We start from the raw sequence: 19,378 nt of genomic DNA on the forward strand, positions 1-19,378 counted from the left end.
TTACACAGTCTCCTTACAGCTGTACGCCGGAGAAGGAAAGGAAGCCCAGAGACATCAGACCAACAGTAATGAAGGTGATGCCCAGACCACGCAGACCCGGAGGCACGTCAGAGTACTTCAGCTTTTCGCGGATACCAGCCAGGGCGGCAATTGCCAACGCCCAACCAACACCGGCGCCCAGGCCGTATACGACAGACTCACCGAAACCGTAGTCACGCTCAACCATGAACAGGGAAGCCCCCATGATTGCGCAGTTTACGGTGATCAGTGGCAGGAATACGCCCAGAGCGTTGTACAAAGCCGGTACAAACTTATCCAGGAACATTTCCAGAATCTGAACCAGAGCAGCGATAACGCCGATGTAGGTAATCAGACCCAGGAAGCTCAGATCAACACCTTTTACCAGTGCGTCTGGCTTCAGCACGTTCTGGTAGATCAGGTTGTTGATCGGTACAGTGATGGTCAGTACCGCGATAACCGCAACACCCAGACCAACTGCAGTTTTAACCTGCTTGGATACGGCCAGGAAGGTACACATACCCAGGAAGAAAGCGAGCGCCATGTTTTCTACGAACACTGCTTTCACGAAAAGTGAGATGTAATGTTCCATGGTTTAGTGCGCCCCGCTGAACTTGGTATTAGATGCAATCTTGAAATCTGCCTCTTCCACCTGATCAGTCTTCCAGCTGCGAATAGCCCAGATCAGCAAGCCGATCAGGAAGAAAGCAGAAGGAGCGAGCAACATCAAGCCGTTAGGCGGATACCAGCCACCGTTATTCACGGTCTGGAAAATTTCGATGCCAAACAGGTTGCCTGCACCGAAGAGCTCACGGAAGAAGGCAACAATCATCAGTACCGCACCGTAACCAAGACCGTTACCAATACCGTCCAGGAAGGAAGGGAGTGGCGGGTTCTTCATGGCGAAGGCTTCCGCACGACCCATTACGATACAGTTAGTGATGATCAGGCCAACGAATACCGACAACTGCTTGGAGATGTCGTATGCGTAAGCTTTCAGAATCTGATCCACCACAATTACCAGGGAAGCAATAACGGTCATCTGACAGATGATTCGAATGCTACCCGGAATGTAGTTACGGATCAGGGATACAGCCAAGTTGGAAAAGGCGGTTACGCCGATTACCGCGAGAGCCATTACCAGGCTCACCTGCATGCTGGTCGTTACCGCCAGTGCCGAGCAGATACCGAGGATCTGCAGGGTAATGGGGTTATTCTTTACGACCGGCTCCAGCAGGATATCTTTAGTCTTCTCAGACATTACGCATCCCCCGCTTTCAGGTTGTTAAGGAATGGCTTAAAGCCATTGTTACCCATCCAGAACTTAATCAGATTAGTAACACCGTTACTGGTCAGGGTTGCGCCGGACAGGCCGTCAACCTTGTACTTGGACTTAGGATCAGCACCACCTTTCACCAGACCGGCTTCCACTACACCTTTAGTGTCGTAGATTTTCTTGCCAGGCCATTTGGCTTTCCACAGCGGGTTGTCCACTTCACCTCCCAGTCCAGGCGTTTCTGCCTGAGAGTAGAAGCCGAAGCCCTTAATGGTGTTCAAATCCGCTTCCAAAGCCATAAAGCCGTACATGGTAGACCACAGGCCATAGCCGTGTACTGGCAGAATCATGGTGTCCAGCTTGCCGTTCTTCTCAACAACGTAAACCTTGGCCACATTCGCCATACGTCTGATGCTGGCAATGTCTTCAGCGCCGGTCAGAGTCTTTGACTCTTTAGGCAGCTTGGACGCAGCACGCTGATCGTAAGCCGCTACGTCTTCAGCAGACGCTTTAACAAATTTACCTGTCTCAACGTTCACCAGACGAGGCTGAATCTGCTTATACATTTCAGCCACTTCAGCGTTGCTGAGTGCCTTGGCGTCTTTGGTCAGACCGGAGATGTTCAGGATGTTACGCTGAACGTCCAGAACAATATTCTCGTCCTGCTTTGGCTTCAGGATAACTGCCGCAGCAGATACCAGCACAGAGCAGACGAGAGAAAGCACGACGGTGATAATCAGCGTCTTCTGAATGCTATCGTTACCCGCTTTCTTAGACATGTGCACGAGCCTCCCTACGCTTGATGTTGGCTTCCACAACAAAGTGGTCAATCAGCGGCGCAAACAGGTTGGCAAACAGGATAGCCAGCATCATACCTTCCGGGTAAGCCGGGTTGACGGTACGAATCAGAACTACCATGACGCCGATCAGGGCACCAAAATACCAGCGGCCAGTGTTGGTCATGGACGCAGACACAGGGTCGGTGGTCATGAAGATCAGACCGAAAGCAAAACCACCCAGCACCAGATGCCAGTACCACGGCATGTTGAACATCATATTGGTGTCGGAACCAATGATATTGAACAGCGTTGCTGTAGCGATCATACCCAGCAGCGTACCGGCAACGATTCTCCAGGAAGCGATTCCGGTCATCAGCAGCACAGCACCACCCAGGAAGATAGCCAAGGTAGAAGTTTCACCGATGGAACCTTGAACGGTACCAAAGAAAGCGTCAAACCAGGTCACTGTCTGTTGCAGTGCCTCAACACCGCCCTGTTGAGCGAGACTTAGCGCAGTTGCACCGGAGAAGCCGTCAGCCGCAGTCCACACCAGATCACCAGAGATCTGTCCAGGATAAGCGAAGAACAGGAACGCACGGCCCGTCAAAGCCGGGTTCAGGAAGTTCTTGCCAGTACCACCAAATACTTCCTTACCGATAACAACACCGAAGGAAATACCCAGAGCTACCTGCCACAGCGGAATGCTTGGCGGAACGATCAGGGCAAACAAGACAGAGGTTACGAAGAAGCCTTCGTTAACTTCGTGACCACGCACGATGGCGAATACAACTTCCCAGAAGCCGCCCACGGCAAAAACCATGGCGTAAATAGGCAGGAAGTAAACAGCGCCATAAAGCATATTATCCAGCAGGCTGCTCGGATCGTTGCCTGCCAGCATGCTGATCAGGTTACCGTGCCAGTCAGTCGGCAGAGTCGCCAGACCTTGTGCAATAGCAGTGTTGGCCTGGAAACCTACGTTCCACATACCGAAGAACATGGCCGGGAACGTACACAGCCACACCATACCCATCATACGCTTCAGATCGACCGCATCGCGGACGTGAGACGTGTTATGGGTCTTATCTGTTGGTGAGAACAGCAGAGTATCCGCTGCCTCGAACAGAGCATAGAACTTCTCGTATTTGCCGCCTTTTACAAAGTGCGGCTCGAGCGAGTCCAGTAATTTTCTCAATGCCATAACCGGTTAGCCCTCCAGCTCGATACGGGTGAGGTTGTCGCGCAGGATTGGACCGTACTCGTACTTACCGGCACATACATAGGAGCACAGAGCCAGATCGTCTTCTTCCAGTTCCAGAGCACCCAGTTTCTGTGCTGTGTCAGTGTCGCCTACCACAATGGCACGCAGCAGCTGAGTCGCAAGAATGTCCAGAGGCATGACTTTCTCGTACTGACCCACTGGCACCATGGCACGCTCGGAGCCGTTGGTGGTCGTGGAGAAATTGAACAGACGGTTGCTGCTCAGCTTGGAAGTCAGAACGTTCAGTACCGAGTGACGATCTACAGTCGGGTTGATCCAACCGATGAACAGACGCTCATTACCTTCCTCCAGTACGGAGACCTGAGTGTGGTAACGACCCAGATACGCGTAAGGACCTTTAGCGGTACGACCACCGAAGACAGAACCGGAAATAACACGGTTGTCACCGGCTTTCATTTCACCAGCGGTCAGTTCGTCAGTGTTGGCACCGATACGGGTGCGAACCAGACGCGGCTTTTCAGCCTGTGGACCGGCCAGGGCAACAACACGATCGGTAAACAGTTTACCGGTGGTGAACAGTTTGCCGACTGCGATAACGTCCTGGTAGTTGATCTGCCATACGGTCTTGGTGGCACTCACTGGATCCAGGAAGTGGATGTGAGTACTTGGCTGACCGGCAGGGTGAGGACCGTCGAATTCTTCAGCGGTAGCGATACCGGCTGGAATGCGAGCGCCCGGCGCCTTGCACAGGAAGATCTTGCCGCCGCTCAGCTTGCCCAGGATAGAGATACCCTGTTCAAAGGCTTCAGCATGTTCAGCAATAATCACTTCAGGATTAGCCGCCAGCGGATTGCTATCCATGGCAGTAACAAAGATGGAGTTGGGACGTGAGCCCAGAGCTGGCACCTTGCTGAATGGACGAGTACGCAGAGCCGTCCAGAGACCGGACTGGTTCAGCTGCTCTTCCACTTTATCAGCGTTCAGGCTGCTCAGTTGATCAGCGGCGTATTCGGTGAAAGTCACCTCATCTTCGCCTTCCACATCAATCACAACGGATTGCAGGATACGCTTCTCACCACGATTAATCGCAGACACCGTACCAGAGGCCGGTGCGGTGTAACGCACGCCCGGTGTCTTTTTATCTGTAAAGAGCTCTTGCCCTTTCTTGACCCGATCCCCGACAGCGACCGCCATAGTAGGCTTCATACCTACGTAATCAAAGCCAATTACAGCGACCGAGCGTACCGCTCGGCCTTCCGCAATGCTTTGTTCAGGCGCTCCTGTAATCGGAAGATCCAGTCCCTGTTTGATTTTGATCATACTTTTCGCCTAATCAATCAACGTTCAGGTCCGGAATAAACCCGCCTCTTCGGTAAGACCGATCACGTACTACAACCCTGACTGAAGACACACGAAAACGACCCTATCCCCCCCGGAATGAGTCAAGATTGTGTAAACTCAGCCAGGTAAACCGAAACAGATAACAACCACTGAATCACTGCAAAGAGACTCGACATCAGTTGTCATTCGCATATCAATTTATCCTTGTAATGCCGTAACGACTTACCATAGAAAAATGGTGGCGCAATTATAAAGACAGTCAGATGGATATGCTATAGGCGTGAGAGGCTGAAACCGGAATAACTGGTACAAAATTACAAATAATCTCACCCGTCCGGACAGCAATTAGCAAAAAGTATTATGCAGATTTATTCCTTTTGTCGTATATCGATAACCCCTTGATAGTTATGATCATAACAAAAAACATAACCATCAAGGGATAAGGGTTTATCGCAGAGCTTTCGGGAACAAGCGGTAGAAGTTTGCCGTTGTGGCTTCCGCCAGTTCAGCCACAGTTACACCCTTAAGCCCCGCCACACATCGTGCGACATCCGGCAAGTACTTGGGTTCATTAGGCTTGCCACGATTTGGGACTGGCGCAAGATAAGGAGAATCCGTTTCAATCAGCAATCGATCTAAGGGAATATTTTTAACCACTTCCCGAAGCTCACTGGCATTTCTGAAGGTCACGATACCGGAAATAGAGATCATATAGTTCATCTCCATGACTGCCTGAGCCATTTCCAGACTTTCGGTGAAACAGTGCAGTACGCCTGCTCTATCCAGATCACCATGCTGCCTGATCAGATCAAGCGTATCTTCACGGGCATCACGGGTATGAACAATAATCGGCAGTTGAGACTGAGCGGCGGCCTGAAGGTGGATGCGAAAACGCTCCCGCTGTACTTCCTTATTATCAGCGGAGTAATAGTAGTCGAGACCACTTTCACCAATGGCCACCACTTTTTCATGCTTTGCATATTTCAGCAGGGTTTCCAGATCAGGTTCAGCAGCGTCTTTCTCCAGCGGGTGAATACCTACTGATGCAAAAACATCTTGATATTTCTCGGCAATACCGACCACCTGGTCAGCGTGTTCCAGATCAATGCCAACACAGAGGATTTTGTCAACGCCCGCCTCTTTTGCGGCAGCTACCGCCTTATCCAGATCACCATCATAGGTATCCAGTTTAAGGCGGTCGATATGGCAGTGAGAATCTATCAACATGAATCCTTCAAATATCAATCAAAAACAAGCGCGACATAATAAAGTATAAACCGCTTAAATTAGAAACCTCATTTTTGACATTAGCCACGCCTCACAGAACAACCGCCTCTGATACCAAACCACCTCTGGTGAAACCTTCCTCTCAACCGATAACACTGATGTCACATGGTCCTGCTTAGTATCAAACAATATCTTCAGGAAATACTCGCTATGGCTATCAACCGACGTCAACTCTTACAAAGCAGTTCTTCATTTTTAGCCTTAGGAGCTCTTGGTTCATTGACAGGATGCCGCACCGGAAACTTCTTCAAGCCTCTCAGGCAAGATACCAATAATATTCTCGATTTACCCGAAGGCTTTACATACAAGGTTCTTCAAACCTGCAATGACAGAATGTCTGATGGCTATATGGTACCCGGCAGCCCGGACGGCATGGCTTCATTTCTGGACGACAAAGGCAATATCGTTCTAATGAGAAACCATGAACTGGATCAGTGGAACTCAAAAAACAGTCCAACATTAACCACTACAACAAAAGAGCTATTGTATGACCCAGCTAGCTATGGCTGCGTTAGTCGCCTCGTTATTCGCCCGGACAATCTGAAAGTATTAAGCAGCAATCTGGTTTTAGCGGGTACAACCAGAAACTGCGCCGGCGGTCCATCACCCTGGGGGTGGATCTCCTGTGAAGAAAGTACCGACAAAGGGCATGGTTACGCTTTTCTCTGCGACTATCGCGCTTCCAAATTATCTCCTCCTAAAAAATTGACCAATCTGGGGCGATTTTATCGTGAAGCTTTTGCTTTTGATCCTCGTACCGGCATCAGCTATATGACCGAAGACAGAGATGACAGCTGCTTTTATAGATACTTGCCAGCAGACAGGTCTACTCCCTTTGGCTTTGGCCAGCTTCAAGCCATGGCCATTTCTGAACAACCTAAATTCAGTACCAGCAGAAATATCAGAGCCAATACCAACTACAGTATTCATTGGGTCGATATTGATGAACCCAATTCAATGGATGATACCTGCAGGCTACAAGGTCAACAAAAAGGCGCAGCTCTTATCCACAGAGGAGAAGGTTTATGGTTTCATAATGGAGTCATATATTTTTCTGCTACAGAGGGCGGACAACTAGAAAAAGGACAAATATTTCAACTCACCGATTTAAACAAGCCTACCAACCAATTAAAGCTTGTACATGAATCAGGCAGACTTTCTTCTATCGCATTTCCTGACAATATTGCCGTCGCCCCATGGGGAGACCTGGTTATCTCAGAAGATGGCCGAAAAACAGACTACATAAGTTTGATTAACAACAAAGGACAGGTTTTCAATCTGGCCAGAAATAGATTGTCTCATAGCGAAATCACAGGAGTGAATTTTTCCCCCGATGGAAGAATATTATTCCTTAATTTGCAAGAGGACGGCCTGACCATAGCCATCACCGGACCTTTCCAGATGCTCACATCCTGATTATAAGGCTATGCGACATAAAGCCGCCGCATAGCCTTTAACCTTCTGAAGTTACAAGCTAAACCATAACCCCCAGATCATTTTCACCAACCAAACCCTGTTTCAAAACCTCAACAGGCTCAACCACCTTGCAGAGTTTATCTCGCGCAAACTTCGCCGTATTCCAGAGAGCAAATCCCGGCCCAACCATGAAGGCTCCTGCCAACGTTAACCCCACCATTGCATTAACAACTGCAAAAGAAGCACTGTTATAGCAACAACCATAAAAGGGGGTGCGCAAGTAATCATCTAACAAGGCAGCACCAAAACCACCTCCAACCAACAAGGTCAAACCTCTCACACAGCCTTTGGACATCTCCTTTACAAACTTGTAAGAAATAGCCAGTGCAGGCGTCAGATTTTCCAGATAGTTATCAAACTTCCTCACTCTGGCTGCTACACGGTCATACAGGCTCAAAGCCTTAGCCAGAACAGGTCGTTTTTTAGCTCCATCCAGATCAACAACATACCGGACTGAATTAACAACAGCTTTGGTCAGCCCTATCCCTGCCCCTGCTACCAAGCCACCTATAACTAGAGGCAGAATTAATGGCTCCATCGCCACACCAACAGTCAGCATACCTGCAACCCACACCCCTAACCCCGTACAACCGCCTTTCACAGCTGCAGCCAGTGGGTGCACAGCAAACTGAAATATCGTATGAGCTGTCTTTGCCAGAATTGGATTACGAGTTTCAATATACCGTTTTGCGCAATCTACTTTATGGCCCACACGGTCACGTAAAGCAGCAACGCCTTGAGTTAAAACAACAACGCCCTGACGAGTTGTTTCAACTGCCCTTATCAGGTAACAACCAGCCTTCTTTAATCGCTGTACAGCAACCGGATGCTCACCCGCAAACTTCAACATCTTTCCTTGAGCCTTTTGTTTAAGAGCGGAAACCTTCCGTCGACCCTGCCTCAACAGCTCACTAGCCGACTGACCGACACCGGCAACGGCTTCAAAAACCTCTCTCGAACTGCCATGCAGAGCAGGTATAGATATAGCCATAACACCTACCTCCCTGTGTATTTGGGACAGCATAAGGGATAGCATTCAGCGATTGCATGACAGCAGCGTTAGCAGGAATAACAAGATTAATTAAAGGAGGATGACTATAGAAAGAGGTCTAACAAAAGAGCCAGCCAGAATCGTTCGATACTGGCTGGGAACATAGCTATATGAAATAGCCACATGAAATAACTACATGGTACTGGTTTCTCTATCCGACTTAAGCGCACCCGCCAGATAGGTTTCAATCTTGGTGCGAACTGTATCGGTCGGATCCGTAAATTGAACACCAATACCCGCCATACGGGACGAACCCTGAGGGGTAATCCAGACCACCTTGCCCGGTACCGGCAATTTATCCGCTTCATCCATCAGAGTCAGACGGATAAAGACTTCATCACCCAGATTGTATTCACGGGAAGTCGGTATAAACAATCCGCCGCCATTAATAAAGGGCATATAGGATGAGTAAAGCGAAGATGAGTCCTTGATTGTCAGTGACAGAATGCCTGACATCCCTCCTCTGGCCATATTAACTCTCCTTTTATTTGGAATTCATAGTTTAAAAGTAAAAACTCAACACTAGAGCGCTATTTTAAAGCTCTTTTTAAAGCACTAACTCTAGGTATCGACTGAAAGCACCTTCCATCAACATCTGACCGTTGAGGTTACCGCCTTCCAGTAAAGACTGACGCTGCTTGATCAACCAGTCTCTCTCTTCAAGAATAGCCCTGCCAGATACCTTGGTGGCAATATAACGGAGCATCTTGGCCTGATCGGTATTTCGAATATCTGACTCAGCCACACCCTGCTCGAGCCGGACAGAATCTTCCAGCCAACTGATCAGCCAGGCGAGAGTCAACACCAGATCACTTTTCTGCCAGTCTTTCGCCAGCTCAACCGGAGCCATAGCGCCCTTGAACAAACCTTTCACACAATGGGCCAGCTCAAGACGCTTCTCCAGCAGACCTTCATCAGCAAAACGCTTTGCCTCCAGTGGTGCATCCCCTGTCTGGTCCAGCAACATAGCGACCTGATCAGCATGATTATCGAGATGACGGGTAAGCCACTGCTCTGCAGAAGGCCGATCAGGCGTGCTGAATTTCAACTGCTGACAGCGACTCCGAATGGTTGGCAACATATCACCGGCACGGGCACTGACCAGCAGAAACACGGTGTTTTCACCGGGCTCTTCGAGACACTTCAACAGAGCATTAGAGGCATTGATGTTCATCGCTTCCGCCGGATTGATCACAATCACTCGGCGACCACCCTGCTGAGCCGTTTTGTGTGCAAACTCATTAAGCTGGCGAATCCGGTCAATACGAATAGGACGACCGGGATCATCAGGCTCAACAATAGCAATATCCGGATGGGACCCCGCTTTCAGCAGGTCACATTCTTTACAGAAGCCACAGGCCTGATCATTAACCGGAGACTTACAAAGCAGGTAGGCAGCAAAAGCTTTGGCAAACTGTACCTTGCCAACACCCGGCATTCCGCGAAGCAGATAAGCATGAGCCAGATTATCGGTCTGATGACAATGTACCAGCTGCTGCCAGAGTGACGATTGCCAAGGTAAAGGCTGCCAGGCCTGCATCAGATGCGCCCCTTTATTCGAGATGCCAGTCGGCGATCCAGCACCGATAGAATTTGTTGTTTGACATTATCCAGGGATCCTCCGGCATGAATGACTTCGTATTGCTCAGAAAAGACTTTGGAACGATTCAGATACTCTTCCCGAACCCGCTCAAAGAAATCCATTTTTTCCTGCTCGATACGATCCAGTTCGCCACGACCACGGGCACGTGCCATACCGACTTCAGGATCAACATCCATCAAAATCGTCATATCCGGGCGACGACTGCCCTGAACAAGGTTTTCCAGCGTTGAAATCTGCTGTTGATCCAGACCACGACCACCGCCCTGATAGGCATAGGTTGCATCGGTAAATCGATCGCAAATAACTACCTTACCCGCTGTCATGCCCGGTTCAATATTATGAAACAGGTTCTGCGAACGAGCGGCAAACATCAGCAACAACTCTGTGGTGTCCGACAAAGCTTCGCCGTGATGACTTAATAACAGGCTGCGAATATCCTCAGCCACCCGTGTACCACCAGGCTCACGAGTTTCAGTGAACTCAATGCCTTTTTCAGACATCCACTCTTTAATCAGGTTAACCGCCGTACTTTTACCGGCACCTTCACAACCTTCGATCGTCAGAAAAAAACCTGACATTTACTGATTCTCCACTGGCGCACTCTGAGATGAACGATAGTCAGAGCGACGCTGATAAATCTGATACTTCCTCACCGCCCGGTTATGTTCCACCAGACTGTTAGAGAAGTAATGGGTACCGTCCCCTTTGGCAACAAAATAAAGGGACTTGCCATCCTTGGGGTGCAATGCTGCATTAATGGCTTCACGACCGACAAAAGCAATAGGCGTCGGTGGCAATCCTTTCAACATATAGGTGTTATAGGGCGTCTTCTCTCTCAGCATACGCCGAGTCAGGTTACCTTTATAGTTTTCACCCTGACCATAAATTACTGCAGGGTCGGTTTGCAGGCGCATGCCTTTCTGCAGACGACGAACAAATACACCAGCAATCTCGGGGCGCTCATAAGTAACACCCGTCTCTTTCTCTATAAGCGACGCCATTACCAAAGCTTCATACGCACTTTTATAGGGAAGATCTTTTGCCCGGTTCTGCCACTCTTCAGCCAACACCTCTTTCATTCGCTCCCTGGAACGAATCAGAATAGAGGTCACAGTATCCCCCGAATGGAAAAAGAACGTGTCAGGATAAAACAGACCTTCCGGATTCCCTGCAATACCCAGCTCTTTCAATAAAGTCTGAAAGGCTTTCTGATCAAGAGGCTCACTGAGCTTTTCCTGACTATTGAGCTCTTCCAAAGCCTCCATGAGAGCCTGACCTTCAATCAACGATACTTCAAAAGAACGAACCTGACCTTCAGTAAACAGCTGCAACAACTCTCGATGCGTGACACCGGCAGGAATCAGGTACTCACCCGCCTTGATTCTAACCGCTACCTTTTCCAACCGCGCCAACACCTCTAGAAACTCGGGAGTTTCCAGCCAACCTTCGCTGGACAGGCGAGCAGCTACCCGTTTCATGGAATCACCCGTCTCTATGGTGAACTCCAGACTCTTCACGCCTTCCGGTGCTTCAACTGGCTGATTACCAAAATCATCCATCAGCTTCCAGGCCACACCTACGGCAATCGCCAGCAACAGCATGCCAGCAATAGCGGCCAGCAGTATCTTCTTAAGCATTTATTACTTCCATTAACTTATCCCTGACCCTGCAGGTCACCTCCCCTACAGCCCAGCTTTTATTTCCACAGCCGGTAACAGGCCAGACACCATTAACACTGTTACAGACAAACACTTCATCCGCTGCAGCTAATTCAGCAAACGAATAGTCAGCCGTTTCTATTTTCAAACCCCAGAGCGCTGCATTATCCAGAATATATTCCCGACAAACACCCTTAACACCACAACGGCTCAAATGCGGTGTTTTTAAAATACCATTCTGAACAAAAAACAGATTCGACATGGTACCTTCAATAATGTGACCGTCAAAATCCTGCACCAACCCTTCAAGGCAACCTGCTTCAGCAGCCCATTCGCGGCGAGCCATTACATTCTCAAGACGATTCAAGTGTTTCATACCCACCAGCACTGATTGCCCCAAACGGGTTTCACAAGGAAACAGTCGTATACCTTGTTCTCTCGGAGCAACACCATAATCAGGCAAGTCATGAAAAGACAATATTCGACTGGAATCACTGCAACCCGCTGGATTATACCCACGACCACCTGAGCCACGGGTAAGAATAACTTTCAGAATACCGCCGGGTTGATTTACAGCCTGCAAAAAACCAGCAACCTCAGTCTTCAGCTGTTTAACAGATAAATCTATTCCCAGAAAAGAAGCGCTCTCTGCCAGCCGAGTCAGGTGCAGATCATAAAGCGTTGGTAAACCATTCACGACTCGAATGGTTTCAAACAAGCCATCCCCATAAGCCAGACCGCGATCTGTTACCGGCAGGACAGACTCATTTACACCATTTACCCAGACAGGATAACCAGACATCAAACCTTCCAGAAATCAGCAGTTTTCGAGAGAACCTGAAGAAGGTTGAGACAAGGTTACTCTTTCAAAGACCATGGATGGTCTGCTAGCGAGTCTGACCACGGAGGGTCAGCCGAGCGGAAAGAGTAATCTTGTTTCAGCCGACATATGAAAAACTCACTTCAAGCGAGAAAACAGCAAAGAAACATTAGTACCACCAAACCCGAAAGAGTTACTCAAAACATGTTCTAATGCAACATCACGGGCAACACCTGGCACATAATCCAGATCACAGCCTTTATCAGGGTTTTCCAGATTAATCGTCGGTGGCACTCTATTATCTTGCAATGCCAGAACCGAAAACACAGACTCCAGCGCTCCGGCCGCTCCCAACAAATGCCCCGTCATGGATTTGGTAGAACTTACAGGAATCCTTGCTGCCGATTCACCAAACACCGAATAAATAGCACGGGTTTCAGCAAGATCACCCGCCTGAGTCGACGTACCGTGGGCATTAATGTAAGAAACCTGATCCGGCGAAACACCCGCATCAGCCAAAGCAGCCTTCATCGCTTTAGCTGCACCACGACCGTCTTCAGGTGGTGACGTCATATGATAAGCATCACCACTCATACCAACACCGCTTAGCTCAGCGTAAATAGTCGCTCCGCGCTTCACTGCATGCTCATACTCTTCAAGCACCAGCACAGCAGCACCATCACCCAGAACAAAGCCATCACGATCTTTATCCCATGGGCGACTGGCCTTTTCCGGATCATCATTCTGTGTGGACAAGGCACGAGCCGCAGCAAAACCAGCCATCCCTAACATTGAAGAGGCTTTTTCGGCACCACCGGCCACCATAATATCGGCATCACCATAGGCAATGGTTCGAGCCGCCAAAGCCAGACCATGACTGCCGGATGCGCAGGCCGTTGAAGTAGCGAAATTAGGTCCCTGTAGGTTGTAATGCATGGAAAGCCAACCAGATGCCATATTAATGATGGCAGAGGGAACAAAGAAAGGAGATATACGACGAGGACCGGAGTTTTCAAGGGTATTACAGCTTTGCTCGATATTGGTCAAGCCGCCAACACCCGAGCCAATGACCACACCATAACGATCCACATTCTCGCTTTGCAGCAAATCACTGCCATGGAGCCCGGCATCTTTCATTGCTTCCATTGCAGCAGCCATAGCGTACTGAATAAAAGCATCCATTTTTCGGGCATCCTTAGGATTCAGCCAATCAGACACATTAAAGTTTTTTACTGCACCACAGATTTTTACGGGCAGCTTCTCAACATCCAGATGCTCGATTCGACTGATGCCACTTTCACCTGCCAATACCGACTGCCAACTCGATTGCGCTGTCAAACCAACAGGAGACACTGCCCCCAAACCTGTAACCACTACCCTTCTGTGCGTCAAAACCCTCTCCTTACAGGCGCCGTTTATTTCTCTCTATGCCCTACTCTATTATCACTCTGCGGACTCGAGATGAAATTATTGTGACATTGATAAAGACTCAACGATAGAGACCGGAATACCTTCAACGGCATTTTTTACCGCAAACCATTTCTTATGCTGTAAACACACAAAAGCCGCACACAGAAAACTGCGCACGGCTTTTGTTGATCAGGATGTCAGCTTAACGCTGCCCCCTGAAACCAATCAGGAGTGAGATACGACGTAGTCGATAGCTTCCTGAACGGTGGTGATCTTCTCAGCTTCTTCGTCTGGAATCTCGGTTTCAAACTCTTCTTCCAGAGCCATCACCAGCTCTACAGTGTCCAGAGAGTCAGCGCCCAGATCTTCTACGAAAGACGCACTGTTGGTCACTTCTTCTGCTTTAACGCCAAGCTGTTCGCAAACGATCTTTTTGACGCGCTCTTCAATGGTGCTCATTACTGGTGGTGCTCCTATCGATATTCAGGTGCGACTTTCATGTTTTGGAGCATCTGTTCCAGGCCATGCCAGCCGCGGTCAATAACTATATATAAACGATTGCAGTAATTTCAAGGACTGGCCGCGAATATTACTGCGTTATTTCTACTAAACAACTACTAAACCATCACAAAAATCATGCAGGCAAGGGGCGTTACCCCATGTACATCCCGCCATTTACATGAATAGTTTCACCGGTAATATACCCTGCCGCATCGCTGGCCAGGAACGCTACAACACCGGAAATTTCTTCTGGCTGACCCAGACGCGCCATTGGCACCTGAGACTGCAACAGGGTTCTGTGCTCTTCCGGCAGATCCTTGGTCATATCGGTATCAATAAAACCTGGTGCCACCGTGTTCACAGAAATATTACGAGAACCAATTTCTTTTGCCAGTGAGCGGCTGAAGCCCTCAATACCGGCTTTAGCTGCTGCATAGTTGGACTGCCCGGCATTACCCATGGAGCCAACAACAGAACTGACATTAATGATGCGTCCCCAGCGAGCTTTGGTCATGCCACGCAGAACCGCCTTACTCATGCGGAAGATAGAGCTCAGGTTAGTGTTAACCACATCATCCCATTCATCATCCTTCATACGCATCAGGATATTGTCACGAGTGATACCGGCATTGTTAACCAGTACCGCTGGCGCTCCAAACTCTGCAGTAATCGCCTTAACCACAGAGACACAGCTGTCAGCGTCAGAAACGTTCAGCATCATGCCGCGCCCCTGAATACCTGCTTCTTTAAACGCTTCAGTGATGCGTTCAGCACCACCCTCTGTGGTAGCAGTACCAACAACAACGGCACCGGCTTTACCCAGATCAATCGCAATTGCTTTACCAATACCACGGCTGGCACCGGTAACCAGGGCAACCTTACCTTCAAGGTTTGACATGTTTATATCCTGTCCTTTTTTTACTCGGTTGCCTGCAGCTCTTCAAAAGCTGCCGCAGATTCCAGAATGGCCACAGGGGCACGACGAACAATACGCTTATTCAAACCTGCCAGCACCTTGCCGGAACCACATTCCGCAAAACGACTGACACCCGCTTCAGTCAGGGCAGTAATGGTTTCTACCCAACGTACCGGGCTGTATAGCTGTGCAACCAGATTCTGACGAATCTGCTCAGGATCAGCGCACAGCTCTGCAGTCACATTCTGGAGTACTGGAATGGTCGGAGCAGAAAGCTCAATATTGGCCAATTCAACAGCCAGACGCTCAGCCGCAGGCTTCATCAGCGCACAATGCGAAGGTACGCTAACCGGCAAAGGCAACGCCTTGCGGGCGCCGGCTTCTTTAGCCTGTTCTACTGCTCTTGCTACAGCTTCTTTACCACCGGCAATAACCACCTGACCCGGGGAGTTGAAGTTTACTGCTTCAACCACTTCCCCCTGAGCCGCAGCTTGACAAACCTCGATCACTTTCTCATCGTCGAGACCAAGAATCGCCGCCATGGCACCTGTACCTGCAGGTACAGCATCCTGCATAAACAGGCCACGCTGACGAACAACTCGTACAGCGTCTTTAAAATTCATAACACCGGCACACACCAGTGCTGAGTATTCACCCAGACTGTGACCGGCAACAAAAGCTGGCTTCTCACCACCCTTCTCCTGCCATAAACGCCAGAGTGCAACACTGGCCGTCATCAGAGCTGGCTGAGTGTTTTCGGTTTTATTCAACTCTTCCGCCGGCCCTTCGCTGATCATGTTCAGCAAATCGAAGCCGAGCACTTCAGACGCTTCAGCAAAGGTTTGGCTGACGATGGGAGTTTCAACGTGGTCAGCGAGCATACCCACTGCCTGGGATCCCTGTCCCGGAAAAACAAATGCAAGTAAATCCGTCATTGCGATGCGTCGTATTCTATGAATAAGCAGCCGTAAAAACAGCCGTGAACAAACAAAAGAAAATCGACTACCAACAACTCTGATTTTCTTTCACTGAAAAAAACTCAGGCAATTATAGAAAAACTCTTGCCCAAGGTGAGTAAATTTATGTTTCCAACTGCAAAGAAAAAACACTATGAAGGTTCAACTCTTTACCTGAGCCACACACTATTACGCAAAAACCACTACAGCCAGCTAAAAAATGAGCTCTTTCGAAACACTTTTTTCAAAACACTCTTTCAAAAACATCAGGCAATTGGAGAGCAATAAGGTTATACCAGCACATCCTCAAGGCGGGAAGCCAGATTAGATGGAACTTTAGTCTCAGACTCTCTCACTGCCTGGCAAATAGCCTTGTAAAAACCTTTTTCATCCGCACCTCCATGACTCTTTATAACAGTTCCGTTCAACCCTAAAAGGCTGGCACCGTTATTAAGAACCGGATCAACACGGCGACGAAAAGACTGCAACTGCCGTAAAACCAGCAGATAAAGCAGACGCCCCCAGAATGATGCCTTGAACGCCTCTTTTAAGCCATCCTGAATCATACTGATGGCACCCTCACCAGTTTTCAACGCTACATTACCGACAAAGCCATCGCAGATAACAACATCCGCCCTACCAACAAAAAGATCATTTGCTTCAATAAAGCCAATATAATCCATCTCCTGATGCTGCAGCTGCTTTTCCAACATCAGGACATGAGTTTTACGGACCTGCTCATTTCCTTTTTGCTCTTCTGTACCAATATTCAGTAAAGCTACTCGCGGTTTTTTAACGCCCTTAACCGAAACCACCTGCTGACTTCCCATGACGGCCAGCTGATACAAATGCTCGGGACTGCAATCAACATTAGCCCCCACATCCATCAACAGTGCACCACCCTCACGAGTCGGAATCGTCACTGAAATCGCGGGTCGGGCAATTCCGGGGAATGTCTTTAAAACAAAACACCCCATAGCCATCAATGCTCCGGTATTACCGGCACTTACGCAGGCAGAAGCCTTTCCTTCAGCAACCAGCTGAAGAGAACACCACATGGAAGATGCTTTTTTTGAGCGAATCGCCTGGGAAGGTTTTTCATCCATACAAACCGTTGTCTCTGTATGCTGAATAGAAAAACGAGAACTATCGTACGATTTGATATCAGAAAGAAATGCTTCAACCAGCGGTTGATCACCGACCAGTATCAGATTGAGCGAAGGGTATTTATCGAGCGCCCGGACGGCAGCCCGGATACGAGAACGGGGACTTTCGTCCCCGCTCATAACATCCAGCGCGACGGTCACTTTAGAAGTTCGCTCAGCACTCAATGTTACTTTTCCTTATCCCTGGCACCGGACACTGACGCGTCCGGTAATCCTTAAGCAAGCTTAACTGACTGATAAAAGTCGTTAAAAACTTACTCTTCGTTGCCAGTTGCAACGACTTTCTTGCCGCGGTAGAAACCTTCAGCAGTAACGTGGTGACGACGATGAGTCTCACCGGAAGCAGCGTCTACAGACAGCTGAGCGGTACCCAGAGCATCGTGGGAACGACGCATATCACGTCTGGAACGGGTTTTACGGTTTTGCTGAACAGCCATGTGTCAACTCTCCTGGATCGTAGTATCTGTTTTCAATTTGGCCAGAACGCTGAAAGGATTTTCTTCCTCACGCTCTTTCTCTGCCTCAATAGCAGCTGCCCGGGCTTCGTCATCGGTCTCAGTGGTATAAAACTGCTGAGCCGAACAATCCTCGAGCGCATGATAAGCAACTAGAGGAACAGCCAGAATAAGCTCTTCCTCCAGAAGAGGCACAAGCTCTACCGGTTCATCGCCGAACAACAAAGGTTCGTACTCTTCCGGCAGGGCTCTTGCCTGCTCATCCGTCAGAACTCCCATTAATGAGAGGTCTGCTCGCACTGGAATGGCAGCAACATCCAGACAACGCTGACAAATCATGTTCAGCTTTCCCTCGATATGCCCTTCCAGCACAACCCGGTTGTTTTCACTTAACGAAAAGTTTAAAACAACCTGAACTTCGCCTTTATCATCAACCAGACTGTTCACCAGCCGGCCAAATTGATTCAGTGCCAGCGAACCTTCAAACTGCCTGCCCTGACGCGCGAACTTGCGCGGATCAAAGCTTTTGGGTAATTGTCCGATAGCCATTAGCTCACGGGTTGATAGTTATAAGCGCGCCATAATAGGGCTAAGCATGGACAGTGTCAAAGGGTTTGACAGGGTTAAATTGCATAATTTCTACCCTCGCACTTGCCTGACTTTGCAGAGAAAATAACAATATGCAGTTTCCACCAGCAACCTCTGATAAACCCTATGACAATGCCTACGAAGCTACTGCTTGCCTCCAGTTCCAGCTATCGCCGATCACTGCTGGAGAGATTAGGTCTGGAATTTCAGTCCCAATCGCCAGACATCGACGAATCACCAATCCCGAACGAAAGTCCAAAAGATCTGGTTAAACGCCTGTCTCTTGGCAAAGCCAAAGCACTGGCCAGTGACTATCCAGACCACCTGATCATCGCCTCAGACCAGGTCGCCCAGTTTGGACAAAAAATTCTCGGTAAACCTCATACCGTTGAAAAAGCCATCGGGCAACTTTCATCTTTCAATGGTCAGTCCGTTACTTTTCACACCGGCCTCTGCCTGCTCAACACCCGGACTGGAAACTACCAGTTGGACACCGTGCCATTTACGGTCCATTTCCGTGAATTGAGCGAACAGCAAATCCGTTTCTATATAAATGAAGAAAGACCTCTCGACTGCGCCGGCAGTTTTATGTGTGAAGGACTGGGCATTACCCTGTTTAAGAAAATGGAAGGTGATGACCCTAACAGCCTGATAGGGCTACCACTGATTCGCCTGACAGAGATGCTTAATAACGAAGGGGTAGATCCGCTTAATCCATATACCCATTAAGCGGGATATAATTAACATCGAAACATAACTTGACCCAGATCAATACGCCCTGCCTGCAGCATGCATAGTCTTTACACAACACTTGCATGGAAAGCTTCTGTTTTTGAGGGTAACAGACGCAGCAGTTTC

General features: G+C 48.9%; 21 protein-coding genes. 2 read left to right on the plus strand and 19 right to left on the minus strand.

Translation table 11 applies throughout. From position 1 onward, the window contains the following. Window positions 1–13 precede the first annotated feature (13 nt). The 6 genes from nqrE to EOPP23_RS19685 form a co-directional block, all read right to left on the minus strand. Window positions 14–610 (minus strand): NADH:ubiquinone reductase (Na(+)-transporting) subunit E, encoded by a 597-nt coding sequence (nqrE, locus tag EOPP23_RS19660; RefSeq protein ID WP_153767705.1) that lies wholly within the window; start codon window positions 608–610, stop codon window positions 14–16. 3 nt (window positions 611–613) lie between these two features. Beyond that, entirely contained in the window at window positions 614–1,279 is a 666-nt protein-coding gene (locus EOPP23_RS19665) for an NADH:ubiquinone reductase (Na(+)-transporting) subunit D (protein WP_153767706.1), read from the minus strand. Continuing rightward, window positions 1,279–2,073 (minus strand): Na(+)-translocating NADH-quinone reductase subunit C, encoded by a 795-nt coding sequence (locus EOPP23_RS19670; protein WP_153767707.1) that lies wholly within the window; start codon window positions 2,071–2,073, stop codon window positions 1,279–1,281. Before EOPP23_RS19670 ends, EOPP23_RS19665 begins: the two co-directional genes overlap by 1 nt. After that, window positions 2,066–3,271, minus strand: coding sequence for an NADH:ubiquinone reductase (Na(+)-transporting) subunit B (locus tag EOPP23_RS19675; protein ID WP_153767708.1), 1,206 nt, complete (start codon window positions 3,269–3,271; stop codon window positions 2,066–2,068). The genes EOPP23_RS19670 and EOPP23_RS19675 overlap by 8 nt, the downstream gene beginning before the upstream one ends. A 6-nt stretch (window positions 3,272–3,277) precedes the next feature. Next, window positions 3,278–4,612, minus strand: a complete 1,335-nt coding sequence (locus EOPP23_RS19680; protein WP_153767709.1) for a Na(+)-translocating NADH-quinone reductase subunit A — start codon at window positions 4,610–4,612, stop codon at window positions 3,278–3,280. Between the two features lie 468 nt (window positions 4,613–5,080). Then, window positions 5,081–5,860: a TatD family hydrolase gene (locus tag EOPP23_RS19685; protein ID WP_153767710.1), complete on the minus strand. Its 780-nt coding sequence runs from the start codon at window positions 5,858–5,860 to the stop codon at window positions 5,081–5,083. Between the two features lie 210 nt (window positions 5,861–6,070). Here EOPP23_RS19685 and EOPP23_RS19690 point away from each other — a divergent pair, with 210 nt between their 5' ends. Next, complete coding sequence (locus EOPP23_RS19690) at window positions 6,071–7,336, plus strand: alkaline phosphatase PhoX (protein WP_194842689.1); 1,266 nt, start codon at window positions 6,071–6,073, stop codon at window positions 7,334–7,336. Window positions 7,337–7,394: 58 nt separating this feature from the next. On the opposite strand, the gene EOPP23_RS19695 is transcribed toward EOPP23_RS19690, so the two are convergent. From EOPP23_RS19695 to EOPP23_RS19755, 13 genes are all read right to left on the minus strand, one after another. After that, the gene (locus EOPP23_RS19695; protein WP_153767712.1) at window positions 7,395–8,387 is read right to left on the minus strand and encodes a hypothetical protein; all 993 of its coding nucleotides are present in this window, start codon (window positions 8,385–8,387) and stop codon (window positions 7,395–7,397) included. 192 nt (window positions 8,388–8,579) lie between these two features. Continuing rightward, complete coding sequence (locus EOPP23_RS19700; RefSeq protein WP_153767713.1) at window positions 8,580–8,918, minus strand: PilZ domain-containing protein; 339 nt, start codon at window positions 8,916–8,918, stop codon at window positions 8,580–8,582. A 76-nt stretch (window positions 8,919–8,994) separates the two neighbouring features. Next, window positions 8,995–9,987, minus strand: coding sequence for a DNA polymerase III subunit delta' (locus EOPP23_RS19705; protein ID WP_153767714.1), 993 nt, complete (start codon window positions 9,985–9,987; stop codon window positions 8,995–8,997). Continuing rightward, a complete protein-coding gene (gene tmk, locus EOPP23_RS19710) occupies window positions 9,987–10,628 on the minus strand; it encodes a dTMP kinase (protein ID WP_153767715.1) in 642 nt (213 codons plus the stop codon). Before tmk ends, EOPP23_RS19705 begins: the two co-directional genes overlap by 1 nt. Next, window positions 10,629–11,687, minus strand: coding sequence for an endolytic transglycosylase MltG (gene mltG, locus EOPP23_RS19715; protein ID WP_153767716.1), 1,059 nt, complete (start codon window positions 11,685–11,687; stop codon window positions 10,629–10,631). Next, window positions 11,680–12,510 (minus strand): aminodeoxychorismate lyase, encoded by an 831-nt coding sequence (gene pabC / locus EOPP23_RS19720; protein ID WP_153767717.1) that lies wholly within the window; start codon window positions 12,508–12,510, stop codon window positions 11,680–11,682. Before pabC ends, mltG begins: the two co-directional genes overlap by 8 nt. Window positions 12,511–12,666: 156 nt before the next feature. Next, complete coding sequence (gene fabF / locus EOPP23_RS19725) at window positions 12,667–13,920, minus strand: beta-ketoacyl-ACP synthase II (protein ID WP_153767718.1); 1,254 nt, start codon at window positions 13,918–13,920, stop codon at window positions 12,667–12,669. A 243-nt stretch (window positions 13,921–14,163) separates the two neighbouring features. Then, window positions 14,164–14,397 carry an acyl carrier protein gene (acpP, locus tag EOPP23_RS19730; RefSeq protein ID WP_153767719.1) on the minus strand — a complete coding sequence of 78 codons (234 nt, stop codon included), beginning with the start codon at window positions 14,395–14,397 and terminating at the stop codon, window positions 14,164–14,166. A gap of 193 nt (window positions 14,398–14,590) precedes the next feature. Then, entirely contained in the window at window positions 14,591–15,337 is a 747-nt protein-coding gene (fabG, locus tag EOPP23_RS19735; protein WP_153767720.1) for a 3-oxoacyl-ACP reductase FabG, read from the minus strand. A gap of 20 nt (window positions 15,338–15,357) precedes the next feature. After that, a complete protein-coding gene (gene fabD, locus EOPP23_RS19740) occupies window positions 15,358–16,290 on the minus strand; it encodes an ACP S-malonyltransferase (protein WP_153767721.1) in 933 nt (310 codons plus the stop codon). 311 nt (window positions 16,291–16,601) lie between these two features. After that, window positions 16,602–17,642, minus strand: coding sequence for a phosphate acyltransferase PlsX (plsX, locus tag EOPP23_RS19745; protein ID WP_228550810.1), 1,041 nt, complete (start codon window positions 17,640–17,642; stop codon window positions 16,602–16,604). Window positions 17,643–17,731: 89 nt separating this feature from the next. Beyond that, a complete protein-coding gene (rpmF, locus tag EOPP23_RS19750) occupies window positions 17,732–17,914 on the minus strand; it encodes a 50S ribosomal protein L32 (protein WP_153767722.1) in 183 nt (60 codons plus the stop codon). A 3-nt stretch (window positions 17,915–17,917) separates the two neighbouring features. Continuing rightward, entirely contained in the window at window positions 17,918–18,481 is a 564-nt protein-coding gene (locus tag EOPP23_RS19755) for a YceD family protein (protein ID WP_153767723.1), read from the minus strand. A gap of 165 nt (window positions 18,482–18,646) precedes the next feature. Here EOPP23_RS19755 and EOPP23_RS19760 point away from each other — a divergent pair, with 165 nt between their 5' ends. Then, window positions 18,647–19,249 (plus strand): Maf family nucleotide pyrophosphatase, encoded by a 603-nt coding sequence (locus EOPP23_RS19760; protein WP_153767724.1) that lies wholly within the window; start codon window positions 18,647–18,649, stop codon window positions 19,247–19,249. Window positions 19,250–19,378: the final 129 nt, after the last annotated feature.

It is taken from the genome of Endozoicomonas sp. OPT23 (assembly GCF_009653635.1).
GTDB lineage: Bacteria > Pseudomonadota > Gammaproteobacteria > Pseudomonadales > Endozoicomonadaceae > Endozoicomonas_A.

Bases quoted from the DNA above. Each gene is read 5' to 3' on its own strand.
- fabG (WP_153767720.1), bottom strand. From the start codon at position 15,337: ATGTCAAACCTTGAAGGTAAGGTTGCCCTGGTTACCGGTGCCAGCCGT.
- EOPP23_RS19670 (WP_153767707.1), bottom strand. From the start codon at position 2,073: ATGTCTAAGAAAGCGGGTAACGATAGCATTCAGAAGACGCTGATTATC.
- nqrE (WP_153767705.1), bottom strand. From the start codon at position 610: ATGGAACATTACATCTCACTTTTCGTGAAAGCAGTGTTCGTAGAAAAC.
- mltG (WP_153767716.1), bottom strand. From the start codon at position 11,687: ATGCTTAAGAAGATACTGCTGGCCGCTATTGCTGGCATGCTGTTGCTG.
- EOPP23_RS19760 (WP_153767724.1), top strand. From the start codon at position 18,647: ATGACAATGCCTACGAAGCTACTGCTTGCCTCCAGTTCCAGCTATCGC.
- EOPP23_RS19755 (WP_153767723.1), bottom strand. From the start codon at position 18,481: ATGGCTATCGGACAATTACCCAAAAGCTTTGATCCGCGCAAGTTCGCG.
- EOPP23_RS19675 (WP_153767708.1), bottom strand. From the start codon at position 3,271: ATGGCATTGAGAAAATTACTGGACTCGCTCGAGCCGCACTTTGTAAAA.
- EOPP23_RS19685 (WP_153767710.1), bottom strand. From the start codon at position 5,860: ATGTTGATAGATTCTCACTGCCATATCGACCGCCTTAAACTGGATACC.
- EOPP23_RS19680 (WP_153767709.1), bottom strand. From the start codon at position 4,612: ATGATCAAAATCAAACAGGGACTGGATCTTCCGATTACAGGAGCGCCT.
- pabC (WP_153767717.1), bottom strand. From the start codon at position 12,510: ATGTCTGGTTATCCTGTCTGGGTAAATGGTGTAAATGAGTCTGTCCTG.
- EOPP23_RS19695 (WP_153767712.1), bottom strand. From the start codon at position 8,387: ATGGCTATATCTATACCTGCTCTGCATGGCAGTTCGAGAGAGGTTTTT.
- rpmF (WP_153767722.1), bottom strand. From the start codon at position 17,914: ATGGCTGTTCAGCAAAACCGTAAAACCCGTTCCAGACGTGATATGCGT.
- EOPP23_RS19700 (WP_153767713.1), bottom strand. From the start codon at position 8,918: ATGGCCAGAGGAGGGATGTCAGGCATTCTGTCACTGACAATCAAGGAC.
- fabD (WP_153767721.1), bottom strand. From the start codon at position 16,290: ATGACGGATTTACTTGCATTTGTTTTTCCGGGACAGGGATCCCAGGCA.
- EOPP23_RS19665 (WP_153767706.1), bottom strand. From the start codon at position 1,279: ATGTCTGAGAAGACTAAAGATATCCTGCTGGAGCCGGTCGTAAAGAAT.
- tmk (WP_153767715.1), bottom strand. From the start codon at position 10,628: ATGTCAGGTTTTTTTCTGACGATCGAAGGTTGTGAAGGTGCCGGTAAA.
- acpP (WP_153767719.1), bottom strand. From the start codon at position 14,397: ATGAGCACCATTGAAGAGCGCGTCAAAAAGATCGTTTGCGAACAGCTT.
- EOPP23_RS19705 (WP_153767714.1), bottom strand. From the start codon at position 9,987: ATGCAGGCCTGGCAGCCTTTACCTTGGCAATCGTCACTCTGGCAGCAG.
- EOPP23_RS19690 (WP_194842689.1), top strand. From the start codon at position 6,071: ATGGCTATCAACCGACGTCAACTCTTACAAAGCAGTTCTTCATTTTTA.